8 protein-coding genes are annotated in these 13,335 nt (G+C 61.5%); 4 read left to right on the top strand and 4 right to left on the bottom strand.

What is annotated here, in order from left to right; genetic code table 11:
- Positions 1-20 precede the first annotated feature (20 nt).
- The 4 genes from hemA to B9A97_RS09960 all read right to left on the bottom strand — a co-directional run bounded on the left by hemA (position 21) and on the right by B9A97_RS09960 (position 5,253).
- Positions 21-1,235 (bottom strand): 5-aminolevulinate synthase, encoded by a 1,215-nt coding sequence (gene hemA, locus B9A97_RS09975; protein ID WP_084365177.1) that lies wholly within the window; start codon positions 1,233-1,235, stop codon positions 21-23.
- A 238-nt stretch (positions 1,236-1,473) separates the two neighbouring features.
- Entirely contained in the window at positions 1,474-2,268 is a 795-nt protein-coding gene (locus tag B9A97_RS09970) for an FAD binding domain-containing protein (RefSeq protein WP_084365176.1), read from the bottom strand.
- 15 nt (positions 2,269-2,283) lie between these two features.
- Positions 2,284-4,632: a xanthine dehydrogenase family protein molybdopterin-binding subunit gene (locus B9A97_RS09965; protein WP_084365175.1), complete on the bottom strand. Its 2,349-nt coding sequence runs from the start codon at positions 4,630-4,632 to the stop codon at positions 2,284-2,286.
- Positions 4,633-4,764: 132 nt separating this feature from the next.
- Positions 4,765-5,253, bottom strand: coding sequence for a (2Fe-2S)-binding protein (locus tag B9A97_RS09960; RefSeq protein WP_084365174.1), 489 nt, complete (start codon positions 5,251-5,253; stop codon positions 4,765-4,767).
- Positions 5,254-5,565: 312 nt separating this feature from the next.
- Between B9A97_RS09960 and B9A97_RS09955 the strand changes: the two genes are divergently transcribed.
- From B9A97_RS09955 to rocF, 4 genes are all read left to right on the top strand, one after another.
- Positions 5,566-5,817, top strand: coding sequence for a YMGG-like glycine zipper-containing protein (locus tag B9A97_RS09955; RefSeq protein ID WP_084365173.1), 252 nt, complete (start codon positions 5,566-5,568; stop codon positions 5,815-5,817).
- 136 nt (positions 5,818-5,953) lie between these two features.
- Positions 5,954-7,906 (top strand): autotransporter assembly complex protein TamA, encoded by a 1,953-nt coding sequence (locus B9A97_RS09950; RefSeq protein ID WP_244564171.1) that lies wholly within the window; start codon positions 5,954-5,956, stop codon positions 7,904-7,906.
- A 63-nt stretch (positions 7,907-7,969) separates the two neighbouring features.
- Positions 7,970-12,133, top strand: a complete 4,164-nt coding sequence (locus B9A97_RS09945) for a translocation/assembly module TamB domain-containing protein (protein WP_084365172.1) — start codon at positions 7,970-7,972, stop codon at positions 12,131-12,133.
- A 146-nt stretch (positions 12,134-12,279) separates the two neighbouring features.
- Positions 12,280-13,215 carry an arginase gene (gene rocF / locus B9A97_RS09940; RefSeq protein WP_084365171.1) on the top strand — a complete coding sequence of 312 codons (936 nt, stop codon included), beginning with the start codon at positions 12,280-12,282 and terminating at the stop codon, positions 13,213-13,215.
- Positions 13,216-13,335 lie beyond the last annotated feature (120 nt).

Here is a 13,335-nt window from a genome sequence, read left to right as displayed (position 1 = left end):
CAAGAAATCGTCGACTGGTGTCAGGCGACAGCGCGCGCCAGGGCGCAACGCGACCAGAGCTGGTGCAGCGAGCCGACCAGGTGGTCGATATCGGCATCGCTGTGCAGCGGCGTTGGCGTGATGCGCAAGCGCTCGGTCTTCTTCGGCACCGTCGGGTAGTTGATCGGCTGGACATAGATGCCGCAATTGTCGAGCAACAGGTCCGAGATCCACTTGCACTTGGCCGCATCGCCAACCATGACAGGCACGATATGGCTCGGATTGACCATGTGCGGAATGCCGCGGGCATCCAGCATGGACCGCAGCCGCCGCACACGCTCCTGATGGGCGAAGCGTTCGATCTGGCTCGACTTCAGATGACGAATGGAAGCCAGCGCACCAGCCGCAAGCGCCGGCGGCAGCGCGGTCGTGAAGATGAAACCCGACGCAAACGAGCGGACGAAGTCGCAAAGCGCGGCCGAAGCTGCGATATAGCCGCCCATGACACCAAAGGCCTTGCCGAGCGTGCCTTCAATGACTGTCAGGCGATGCATCAGGCCTTCGCGCTCCGCGATACCGCCGCCATGCGCGCCATACATGCCAACCGCATGCACCTCGTCCAGATAGGTCATGGCGCCGTATTTGTCGGCCAGATCACAGATTTCCTTGATCGGCGCGATGTCGCCATCCATAGAATAGACCGATTCGAAGGCAATCATCTTCGGCGCCTTGGGATCGGCGGCAGCCAGCTTGGCTTCCAGATCCTTCAGGTCATTGTGCTTCCAGATCACGCGATCGCATTTCGCATAGCGAATGCCCTCGATCATCGAGGCGTGGTTCAGCGCGTCGGAGAAAATGATCAGGCCCGGAATCTTCTGGCCCAGCGTGCCCAACGCCGCCCAGTTCGATACGTAACCGGAGGTGAAGATAAGCGCCGATTCCTTGCCATGCAAATCGGCAAGTTCGCGCTCCAGCAGAACATGGTAGTGGTTGGTGCCAGAAATATTCCGGGTGCCTCCCGCACCCGCGCCACAGTGATCGATCGCCTGCTTCATCGCCTCGGTCACGATCGGGTTCTGGCCCATGCCGAGATAGTCGTTGGAACACCAGACCGTCACATCCTGCGTGCCGTTATTGGTGTAGCGGGTCGCTTTTGGGAAATTGCCATTCTGGCGCTCGATGTCAGCAAAAACGCGGTAGCGGCCTTCCTCGTGGAGCCCCGCCAACTCGCTTTTGAAGAAACTCTCGAAATCCATCGCCGCACTCCAGCCTTTTGTTTCCTTATTGTGGCCACCGGCGCATGCGGTCAACCCCAGGAATGTAAATTCGTTCTAAACTGCGACAAATGGCGCGCGTTTTTGAATCTTTCCAGAAAATAGCTAACCGATCCCTTCCGGTCAAAAATTGATCTGCGTCAAGCAAGCTGAAAATGCCTTGGAAATACCAAGGGGCGACCGAAATCGCCCCTTGTATCAAGGCAAGTGATTCTGGAGATCAGGCGGCCGCGACCGCCCGTTTCGCCATCACCTTGATGAGGTTCGCACGATAGGCGGCGCTGCAATGCATGTCTTCCATCAAGCCCGACGTCTCGACCGTAACGCCGGCCAGGGCATCCGGGTTAAAACCGGAAGCCAGCGCCGCTTCCAAGCCCCCATGCCGGAACACACCGTCGGAACCCGCACCGGTGACTGCGACACGCGCGCCACTCCCGACCTGTGCCACGAATACGCCGGTCATGGCATAGCGGGACGCGGGATTGGGAAACTTGGCATAGCCCGCCTTGTCAGGCGCCGTGAACGCAACGGCGGTGATGATCTCGCCTTCCTCCAGCGCCGTTTCAAACAGACCGGTGAAGAAGTCATCGGCGGCGATCTCCCGCCGGTCGGTGATGATGGTTGCCCCGAGACCCAGCATGGCCGCAGGATAATCGGCGGCCGGATCATTGTTGGCGATCGACCCGCCAATCGTGCCCATGTGTCGAACATGCGGGTCACCGATCAAGCCGGCGAGATGGCAGAGTGCCGGACAGACAGCCGCAATTGCCGTGGACGAGGCTACTTCGGCATGGGTGACCCCCGCACCGATTCGCACACTGCGGCCATCGACCGAAATGCCCTTCAAGGAACTGACATGGCGCAGGTCAATCAGGTCGCTCGGCTGCGCCAGCCGCTGCTTCAATGTCGAAATCAGCGTCTGACCGCCGGAGACGAATTTTCCGTCTTCGGCGCCGGCAATCATCTTTGCTGCATCCTCCAGCGAGGACGCACGATGGTAACTTGTTGAATACATGGTCGTCCCTCCCGTTCAGTGACTGGCCTGCATGGCGTTCCACACCGCAAGCGGGGTGGCCGGCATGTTGAGCTGGTTGTTGCCGATGGCATCGGTGATGGCATTCATCAGCGCCGGCGGCGAGCCGATGGCGCCGGCCTCCCCGCAGCCCTTGATGCCGAGCGGATTGCCCGGGCATGGCGTGTTCTGGTGCGACACCTGGAACGACGGCAGGTCGTCGGCGCGCGGCATGGCATAGTCCATGTAGCTGGCCGTCAGGAGCTGTCCCGTTTTAGGGTCGTAGTGGACCCCTTCCAACAGCGCCTGGCCGATCCCCTGGGCGATACCGCCATGGACCTGTCCCTCGACGATCATCGGGTTGATGATATTGCCAAAGTCATCGGCAGCCACGAACTGGATGATATCGGTCTTGCCGGTCTCCGGATCGACCTCCACCTCGCAGATATAGCAGCCCGCCGGGAAGGTGAAGTTTGAGGGGTCGTAGAACGCCCCTTCCTTCAGACCCGGCTCCATGCCGGCCGGCAGGTTGTGGGCCGTATAGGCCGCCAGCGCCACCTGGAACCACGGCAGCGACTTGTCCGTGCCCGCCACCTTCAGCTCGCCATTTTCGATGACGATATCGCTTTCGTCCGCCTCCATGAGGTGGGCGGCGATCTTCTTGGCCTTCGCCTCGACCTTGTCGAGCGCCTTGACGATGGCCGACATGCCGACCGCGCCCGAGCGCGACCCGTATGTGCCCATCCCCATCTGCACCTTGTCGGTATCGCCGTGCACGATGTTGATGTTTTCCAAGGGCATGCCGAGCCGCTCGCTGACCAGCTGCGCGAAGGTCGTCTCGTGACCCTGGCCATGGCTATGCGAACCGGTCAGCACCTCGACAGTTCCCACGGCATTGACGCGGACCTCGGCCGATTCCCAGAGGCCCACACCCGCACCAAGCGAACCAACGGCGGCCGAAGGCGCAATGCCGCAGGCCTCGATATAGCAGCTCATGCCGATGCCGCGCTTCTTGCCGCGTCCGGCCGCTTCGGCCTTGCGGGCGGCAAAGCTGTTCCAATCGGCGGCGGCCATCGCAGCCTCCAGCGAGGCCTCATAGTCACCCGCGTCGTAATTCATGATCACGGGTGTCTGGTAGGGGAAGGTGCGGATGAAATTCTGCCGGCGAAGTTCTGCAGGTGACACGCCAAGCTCGCGTGCCGCCGTTTCCATCGTCCGTTCGAGCAGATAGGTGGCCTCCGGCCGCCCTGCCCCGCGATAGGCATCGACCGGCGCCGTATTGGTATAGACGGTCCGCACATTGCAATGGATCGCCGGGATCGCATACTGGCCCGACAGCAGGGTTGCGTAGAGATAGGTCGGCACCGACGACGAGAATAGCGACATATAGGCGCCGAGATTGGCGATCGTGTCGACCTTCAGGCCGATGACCTTGTTGTCCTTGTCGAAGGCCATCTTGACCTTGGATACATGGTCACGCCCATGGGCGTCCGTCAGGAAGGCTTCCGTGCGGTCGGAGGTCCACTTGACCGGTACGCCGGTCTTCTTCGACGCCCAGAGACAGACGATTTCTTCGGGATAGATATAGATCTTCGACCCGAAGCCGCCGCCGACATCGGGCGCAATCACGCGGAGCTTGTTTTCGGGCGCGACATTGTAGAAGGCGCTCATCACGAGCCGGGCCACATGCGGATTCTGGCTTGTTGTGTAGCAGGTGTAGTGATCCTCGGCCGAATCATAGATGCCAAGCGTCGCGCGCGGCTCCATGGGGTTGGGCGACAGGCGGTTGTTGTGGATCTCGATTTCCGTCACGTGAGCGGCAGCGGCGATCGCCTGGTCGGCCGCCGCGCTGTCGCCGATCTCCCAGTCGTAGATCAGGTTGCCAGGCGCTTCCGGATGCAGCTTTGGCGCGCCAGCTTCAAGCGCTGCAACCGCGCTGGTAACGACGGGCAACTCCTCATATTCCACGACCACGGCTTCCGCCGCATCACGTGCCTCGCCCAGACTATCCGCCACGACGATTGCCACGGCATCGCCGACATAGCGAACGGTCTCGTGGGCCAGGGGCCGCCAGGCTCCCATCTTCATCGGCGATCCATCCTTGGAGTGGATCATCCAGCCGCAGATCAGGTTTCCGATGCCGTCAGCCAGCAGTTGCTTGCCATCGAGAACATCGATGACGCCGGGCATGGCCTTCGCGGCACTGGCATCAACGCTCCTGATCTTGGCATGGGCGTGCGGCGAACGCACGAAATAGGCATATTTCATGCCGGGAGCGATCATGTCGTCAGTATACCGGCCTTTGCCGGTCAGGAAGCGCTTGTCTTCCTTGCGCGCCACACGCGCGCCAATTCCTTCAATACCCATGTTCATCTCCTCCAGAGAATAGGGATAGGGGACAGGATTAGGCAGTAGCCAATGGGCAGTAGGCAGTAGGATTTGAGGCAATGTGGCCGCGATGTCGCGTGAACTAATGCCTACTGCCTACTGGCTATTGCCTCACTCAGCGGCCTGGCGACCTGCATGCATCTCCGCATTGGCAGCGAGAACGGCTTTCACGATGTTGTGATAGCCGGTGCAACGACAGATATTGCCTTCCAGTTCGTGCCGCACGGTCGCTTCATCCAGCGCACCGCCATGGCGGTTGATCATGTCCACCGCGGTCATCACCATGCCGGGCGTGCAGAAGCCGCATTGTAGACCGTGATGCTCCTTGAAGGCCGCCTGCACGGGATGAAGCTCCCCGCCCGACGCAAGTCCTTCGATGGTCGTGACCGTCGACCCGGACGCTTGGACAGCCAGGACAGAACAGCTCTTCACGGACTTGCCATCCATATGGACGACGCAAGCACCGCATTGCGTGGTGTCACATCCCACATGCGTTCCCGTCAGAGCGAGCTTTTCGCGCAAGAAATTCACGAGCAACGTGCGGTCCTCGCATTCGCCGCTCACCGCCCGGCCATTCACCGTCAGCGTCACTTTTGCCATGTTGATCCTCCTCGTGTCTCTCCCTGACACGGCGATATCATTTGTCTTTTTAAGCAAGGGATCAACAACTACTTTCGGTGCGCTCTGCGATTTTTGCATGCTGCAATGCAGCAACGGCGGGCATGTCTTGTGACTTCACGCACACAGAGGCGAAACCATTAGGCAATTTCAGATGGGGGCCGTGGACATTCGCGCGACGAAATATATTCTCCCCAATCGCGGGGACAGCCGAAGGCATGAAGGGCGCTTTCCGATTCATCGGGGCACTGGACGCGGACGCTGTCTGACAAAGAAAATCAGTGGAGAGAAAACATGAAGAAAGCCCTCGTGTTGGTATTGGTCGCACTGGCGATCACAAGCTGCACCCAGACTGAAAAGGGCGCCGCAATCGGCGCCGGCGCCGGCGCGATCATCGGCGGAGCAATCACGGGCGACGTACGCGGCGCAGCCGTTGGCGCGGCCATCGGCGGTGTTTCCGGCGCCGTCATCGGCAATGTCGCCGACCAGCCCGGCCAGTGCTACTATCGTGACCGTTATGGCCGTCGCTACATCGACCGCTGCTGATAGCGGGCTTGCTTATCGATGCGGCCTTAACCGGCCGCATCGTCGCTGCAATTTTAGCTTTTTTGTTTGAACAATTTCCTTTGCCGCGCGTTTGCGGTTAGGTTCGGACCACAGGGTGGCACATCAGGCGCCATCAATGTCGGCAAACGAAAAGCTGTGCATGCCGGATATGACGACGAGACCGAACGATTGTATTGCGTTTTCTAAGACAGGTCTGCTTCTGTCCGCCTTGCTGTGCCTTGCCCTACCGATCGGCTGGGCCAGTCCAGCGCATGCGCTCACCATTTTTGGCATCACGCTCTTCGGCGACAAGAATGAGACCGATGTCGAGGTCATCGATCCCGTTCCATATTCCATTCGTCTGGATACCAGCGATGCGGATACAAAGCTCACCGAAGCTTTGAACAATAGCTCGCTGTTGAAGCGCGACGAAGGAACGCCGGCATCGGGCGATCTCGGTCTTGTCATCAAGGCCCGCGACGACCGCGACAGGCTGGTGGCCGCACTCTATGAGAACGCGCGCTACGGCGGCACCGTCACGGTGACCGTCAATGGTACCGATATCAACGACCTGCCCCCCGATCCCGAATTTACCCGCTCAGGCCCGATCCCGGTTGAAATCAGAGTCCAGCCCGGGCCTGTCTTCACGCTGGGCAATATCGCCTTGAAGGAAGATGCGGCACGTCTTGATCCCGCCGATTACGACCTGGTGCCAGGCGGCGATGCTGGCTCCCTGAATATCCTGAAAGCAGGCGACCGAATCGTTGCCGATCTGAAGGCGGAAGGCCGCCCCATGGCGCGCGTCACCTCCCGCGATGTCGTCGCGGATCACGAGACGCGAACCCTTGATGTCACCATCGTTGCCAAATCCGGCCCGGTTGCAAATCTTGGCGACGTTTCCGTTACGGGCACGCAAAAGGTCAATTCCGGCTTCGTCCAACGGTATTCACGCCTTCGTCCGGGCGAGCGTTACGCGCCGGAGCAGATCCGCAAGAGTGCAGAGCGTCTGCGCAAGCTCGGGGTCTTTTCCAGCGTCACCATCCGGGAAGCCGAAGAGCTGGCCGCAGACGGCTCGCTGCCGCTTCAGATCGAGGTCTCCGAGGGCAAACATCGCTATTTCGGCGTCGGTGCTACGGTCTCCAGCATCGATGGGCTGGGGCTTGAGGGCTATTGGGGCCACCGTAACCTCTTCGGCAATGCCGAATCCCTGCGGATCGAGGGCTCTGTCGGCCGGCTTGGCGATACGCGCGACTTGAAAGAGCTGGATTATGCGGCCGGCATCATTTTCAGCAAGCCGGGCGCTTTCTTTCCGGAAGCCACCCTGAATGCCAGCATAAAGGCAGCCACGCAGGACACGACCTCCTACGACGTGGCCTCGATCACCGGCCTGACCTCGTTGTCATACGAGATCACGGATGTGGACACCGTCTCGGGCGGTGTCTCCTTGCAATGGGCCGACATCGAAGATGCGTTTGGACGGCGACGCTACCTCACGTTTTCCGCACCGTTCGACTACATCAGGGACACCAGAGACAATACCCTGGATGCCACGGAAGGCTATCGGCTGAGCGCCAATGCCACGCCGAGCTATGACATATACGGATCCACCTTTTTCGCCTCGTTCGAAGGCTCGGCCTCTGCCTATTATGGCATCGGAGCGGAAGACCGGGTCGTTTTCGCGGGCCGGGTGGCCGCAGGCAGCCTGTTCGACACCGGCAGCCTGGCCGACATTCCCGCGACCAGCCGCTTCTTCGCCGGCGGCGGCGGGTCGGTGCGTGGTTACGCCTATGAAGAAATCTCGCCCTATGATTCCAAGGGAGACGCCACCGGCGGACGCTCCTATGCCTTGGGCTCGCTGGAAGCGCGTATCAAGGTAACGGATTCGATCGGGATCGTGCCCTTTATCGATGCGGGAACGGTCGCTGCCGCGAATTATCCCGATTTCTCGGATATCAGGATGGGTGCCGGCATAGGTTTGCGTTACGCGACGCCGTTCGGGCCGATCCGCCTCGATTTCGCCGTTCCCCTGGATCGCTATCCCGGTGGCAGCCAATACGGGATTTACGCTGGCATCGGTCAGAGTTTCTAGGTCCGGGGATCGGCTCTCGGACACCAATGGCATCAGGGCCATAAAGGGAATGCAGCAGCTAGCATGAAAATTCTCACGCGCATCTTCAGGCACATCTTCCGCATCATCGCGTTTCTGGTGCTGACTGTGGTTGTGCTTACCGGCGCGATCTTCCTGCTGGGCGGCTATACCACGGCCGGCGGCAATATCGTCGCTTCGCTGGCCGTGAAGCTGCTATCCAATGAGAACCGCACCATTGCGCTGGCGCCGCCCGGCCCGCTGCTGACAGGGCACCTGCGCCTACCCTCCATCCAGATCGGCGATGCGGACAGCATCTATGCCGAAGCGACGGAGGTCGTGATTGATTGGTCGCCGCAAGCGCTGCTGAGCGGCGTTTTCAAGGCCAGCGCGATAACCGCCGCCACGGTCGAGGTGACGCGCGCGCCAAGGGCGGATGAAGCCGCAAGCACTACCGATAACCAAGGTTCACTCCTGCCGATCCGGGTGGACATCGACCGTGTCGAGATCGGAAGGGCAATCGTGGGCCAGGCGCTTGCAGGACGGCGGATGGAGCTGTCGCTCAAGGGATCCGTCGCAATCGACGAGAGTTCCGTCATCTCAAGCATCGCGGCAACCGAGCTTGCAGCAGTGGGCGCGCGGTTGAACGCCGATCTCGCCTATGTACCCGCCGCCAACCGGCTGGATCTCGATCTGGCCCTGCAGGAACCGCAGGGCGGCACACTGTCCGGCTTATTGCGCCTGCCCGGCCAGCCTGCTTTCGGCATGACACTGAAGGGCGAAGGCCCGTTGTCGGACTGGAAGGCAACCTTCACAGCCTCCATTACGGACGGACCGACGCTGTCGTTGGCGGCGACCCACAAGATCCTCGGTCCCGGCTTGCGGCAGGTCACGGCAAATGGCAACGGTCGTTTCGATGCCTTGCTGCCGCCCACTGTACGAGCCCTTTTTGAGGGCGATACTGGCATCGATTTCGCCGCATCCATAAGCAATACAGGCCAACTCGACATCGAGCGGGGAATACTGACGACAGCAAGCCTCAGCCTTGCCGCGACCGGCCGCTACGACCCCACAGGCACCAACGATCTCAGAATCGATGCCAAGGGGTTGAATGGCGCGGTGCCATTCGAATGGCCGCTGGCCGAAGGCGCGCTCAAGACCGCGATATCCGATCTGCGCCTCTCCGTTATCGGCCCGGCAGACGCCGTGGCGCTTGACCTCAAGGCGGACCTTGATTTTGCGGAACACCCGCAAGGCCGTCTTGAAGGCGTCTCCCTCTCCGCCACAAGCGCGGCTTTCAACCTCTCGACCCGCAGCGGCGAGGTGATGGTCGATGCCGCGATTGCCCGCAGCCGCTTTACCGAGGAAGCTGTGGACCGTGCGATCAAGGCTCCGGCGCGGATCAAGGCGCCCCTGACCGTTTCGCCCGAGCGCATCGCTTTTGCCGAAGCGACCATCGAAAGCGCAAGCATCGGCGGCTCCGGCACCGGCGAATATGATCTCGTGAATGGCAGCGTAGACGCCACCGTGAAACTGTTCGCCCTGCCGGGTGTCTTGCCACCCACCATCGCAGAAAAGTTCACCGGGACCATCGCGCTTTCAAGTGCCGTCAGCTTCCAGCGCCCGGACACCGTCGCCCTTTCCGATGTCGTCATCCGATCCAGCCTGTTTGATGCCACGGGTAGCGCGACCCTTGGCGAAGGCATTCTCAAGACGGAATTGCAGGGCACCGTCCCCGAACTCGGCCAGCTTCTGCCCGACGCACAAGGCGCCGCCAACGTCACGGTTTCGGCCGAGGGTCCCTTGCAGTCGCTGGACGTGACGGCCAAGGCCACCACCGATACGATTCGCATGGCCGGCTATCAGGTGGATGGGCTGACGCTCGACGCCAGCGGTACGGCTGACCCCAACGCGCTTGCCGCCACGATCGCCGCCTCGGGCCAGATCGACGGCAAGCCGATCGATGCTGCGGCAACGCTGCGCCCGGAAAATGGTGGCACCGTCATCCCCGATCTCTCGCTTTCCGTCGGCCCCAACAAGCTGAGCGGCGCCCTTCGGCTGGATGCCAACTTCCGGCCGGATGGCGCCGTCACCTTTGACTTCCCCGATATCAGCCTGCTGGCCGCCCTGGCGGGGCAACGCGCCGAGGGCGACCTCAAGGGCAATGTCCGTGTCGATAGCTCGGGCAATGCCATGGCCGTCTCCATCTCGGCGGCCGGCACCAGCCTGCGACGGGATAACATAAGTCTAACGCAGCCGGAGATCTCGCTCGCGATCTCGGATCTGGCCGCACTTGCCGCGAACGGAACCGTCAAAGCCTCGGCCCTGTCCGTCGGCGCCAATCGTGTGGACGCGCCAACGCTTGCCTTCACCCGTCGCGGCTCGACAACCGATCTCGACCTTTCGGCGCGCTACGACAACGCACCGGTGACCGCCAAGGCATCGGTGGAACAGCAGGGAACAGCGATCCTGGCCAATATCGCCTCTTTCCAGGCAGCACCGCGCGGCATTGCGATTTCGCTCACGAAACCGACCTCCGTTCGGATCGCCGATGGCACGGCCGAAATCGCCGAACTGGCCTTGTCCGCCGGTGGCGGCCAGATCAGGCTCAGTGGCAAAGCCGGCGAAACGCTTGACCTGACGGGCACCCTCTCAGGCTTACCAGCCGCGATTGCCGATACCTTTTCCCCGGGACTCGGCGCCACGGGCACGATATCAGGCGAGGTTTCCGCACGCGGCAGCCTGACCAGTCCCAATGTCGACTATCGCTTCAACTGGAGCGCCGGCTCCGTCACCCAACTTCGGTCCGCAGGACTGCCGCCTGTCGACGTAGCCGCGAATGGAACCTTTGCCGGTGACCGGCTGCAGGTCGATCTAACGCTGTCGGGCGCAAGCGGGCTGTCCGTCCGGGGCGGCGGGAACCTGTCGCTCACGGGCGCGCGCGCCATCCAGATGAACTTCAATGGTTCCGTTCCCTTCGCCCTCGTTGCATCCCAGCTTGCCGCCCAAGGCCTGACGGCGGAAGGCTCGGGCAATCTGACGGCCAGCATTTCCGGCAACCTGCCCGCGCCAGCGATCGCAGCCAGCATCAGCGCTAACGGCATCAGGCTTGTCGATGTCAGGCGAAACCTGGCGATCGAAGGACTGGGCTTCAACGCTCGGCTCGAAGGCGACCGCGTGACGATCTCTGGCCTCAGCGGATCGCTCGCCAGTGGCGGCGGCATCAGCGGCAGCGGCACGATCGATATCAGGGCCGCGGGCTTTCCCGCAGACATCTCGCTCATCCTGGACAAGGCGAGCTATGTCGACGGCACCATGCTCGCCACAACGGCCAGCGGTACTTTGCGCCTGCAGGGACCGCTGTTGTCCTCACCGGTGCTCTCGGGAGCGGTAACGCTCGACAAGACATCGATCACCATTCCGGAACGGCTTCCGCCATCCCTGGCCCAGCTGGATGTGACCCACCGCAACGCGCCGGCAAAGGTGAAGGCGCAGCTGGCAGACGTGACACGCAAGGAAAGCAACGGCAGCGGCAGCCAGATCGGCCTCGATCTGCGCATCGACGCCAATTCGCAGATCTATGTCCGCGGACGCGGGGTCGACGCCGAACTGGGCGGAGCGCTGACAATCCGCGGCACCGCCGCAGCGCCAGAGGTATCGGGCGCCTTCACGCTGCGCCGCGGACGGCTGTCGATCCTGACCAAGCGGCTCGAATTCACCAGCGCGACGATCACCTTCGGCGGGGCGCTGATCCCGATCCTGGAGATGACAGCGACCACGACCTCGGGTGCGACCACCATCACGGTGGGTGTTTCCGGCCCCGCCAACGATCCGGAAATCAGCTTCTCCTCATCGCCGGCCCTGCCCCAGGACGAGATTCTTGCGCAGCTGATTTTCGGCCAATCCATGGCGAAACTGTCCCCCCTGCAGATCGCCCAGCTGGCCGATAGCGTCAGCCAACTGGCCGGCGGGCGCTCGACCTCGCTGTTCCAAAGCCTGCGAAGCGGCCTTGGCGTCGATGATCTCGATGTCGGCACCGATGAGAGAGGCAATGCACGGGTAACGGCGGGCAAGTATCTCAACGACCGCACCTATCTCGAAGTGCAGCAGGACAGCACCAGCGGTGCAAAAGCCGTCATCAATCTGGACATTGGCCGCGGCCTGAAGCTGAAAGGTGAGGCTGGCGCCGGTGGTGGTGGCGGCGGCATCTTCTATGAAAAGGAATACTGATCGGTCGATCGCCAGGGGTCGGCCGAACATTTTTTCATGAGGACCTGACAAACTGATCAAACATCAGTCGATTCTGCCAGCATTGCCTCTTTTCCAGGACAGGCCATGGCGGAATTATGCGGCCCCACCGGACAGGAGACTTACCGATGAGCAATATGTCGAAAGCCGTAACCTTGATCGGTGTGCCGCTGGAAGAGGGTTCCGGCCAGCAGGGTGCCGCCATGGGGCCAGCAGCGCTGCGTATTGCCGGTGTGTGGAAGGCCTTGTCCAGCCTCGGCTATGGGGTGAGCGACCAGGGGGACTTGAAGCCGCAGCCGGCAACGGATCTGCCCACCCACGAAAATGCCCATAATCTTTCCACCGTCGGCGCGATGGTGCGTGCGCTGGAGCAGGCGACCTTTGAGGCCGCCGCCTCTGGCTCCGTTCCAGTCATCCTGGGAGGGGATCACAGCCTGTCCATGGGCAGTGTTTCGGGAATGGCGCGCCATGCGGCGGTACTTGGTCGACCGCTTTTTGTGGTTTGGCTCGACGCCCATGCGGACTTCAATACACCCGACACCTCCCCCTCCGGCAACCTGCATGGCATGCCCGTGGCATTCTTTTGCGGCCAGGCCGAATTCGCGCCCATCCTGCCGGCAAACAGGCCCTTCGTAGACCCACGACGTGTTTACCAGGTCGGGATACGCTCCGTGGACGACCATGAACGCGAGCAGATCCAGGCATCCGGCGTGGTGGTCTTCGACATGCGCGCCGTGGACGAGTTGGGCATGGCGGCCATCATGCGATCCATCCTGGCTAAGGTGGAAGCCGAAAACGGGCTCCTGCATGTCAGCCTCGACGTCGATTTCATGGATCCCGATATCGCACCCGGCGTCGGCACGACTGTGCCGGGCGGCGCCACCTTTCGTGAAGCGCATCTCATCATGGAGATGCTGCACGACAGCGGATTGGTCTCTTCGCTCGACCTGGTCGAACTCAACCCGTTTCTCGATGATCGCGGAAAAAGTGCGCGCATTCTCGTGGAGTTGACAGCCAGCCTATTCGGTCGCCGGGTTCTGGACCGCCTGACCAGACCAGCCTAGCCATCTCAAGTAAAACGAAGCTGCGGCTTTTGCGCTTGGATCGCACACATAAACAATCAAAAGTTTCAGTATCTTAGAAGACGCGAAGATGCTGGGATCGATATATTAGTACGGAATAGT

Source organism: Rhizobium sp. RU36D (assembly GCF_900176345.1).
Lineage (GTDB): Bacteria > Pseudomonadota > Alphaproteobacteria > Rhizobiales > Rhizobiaceae > Allorhizobium.
This window is presented reverse-complemented; position numbering and strand designations above follow the sequence as displayed.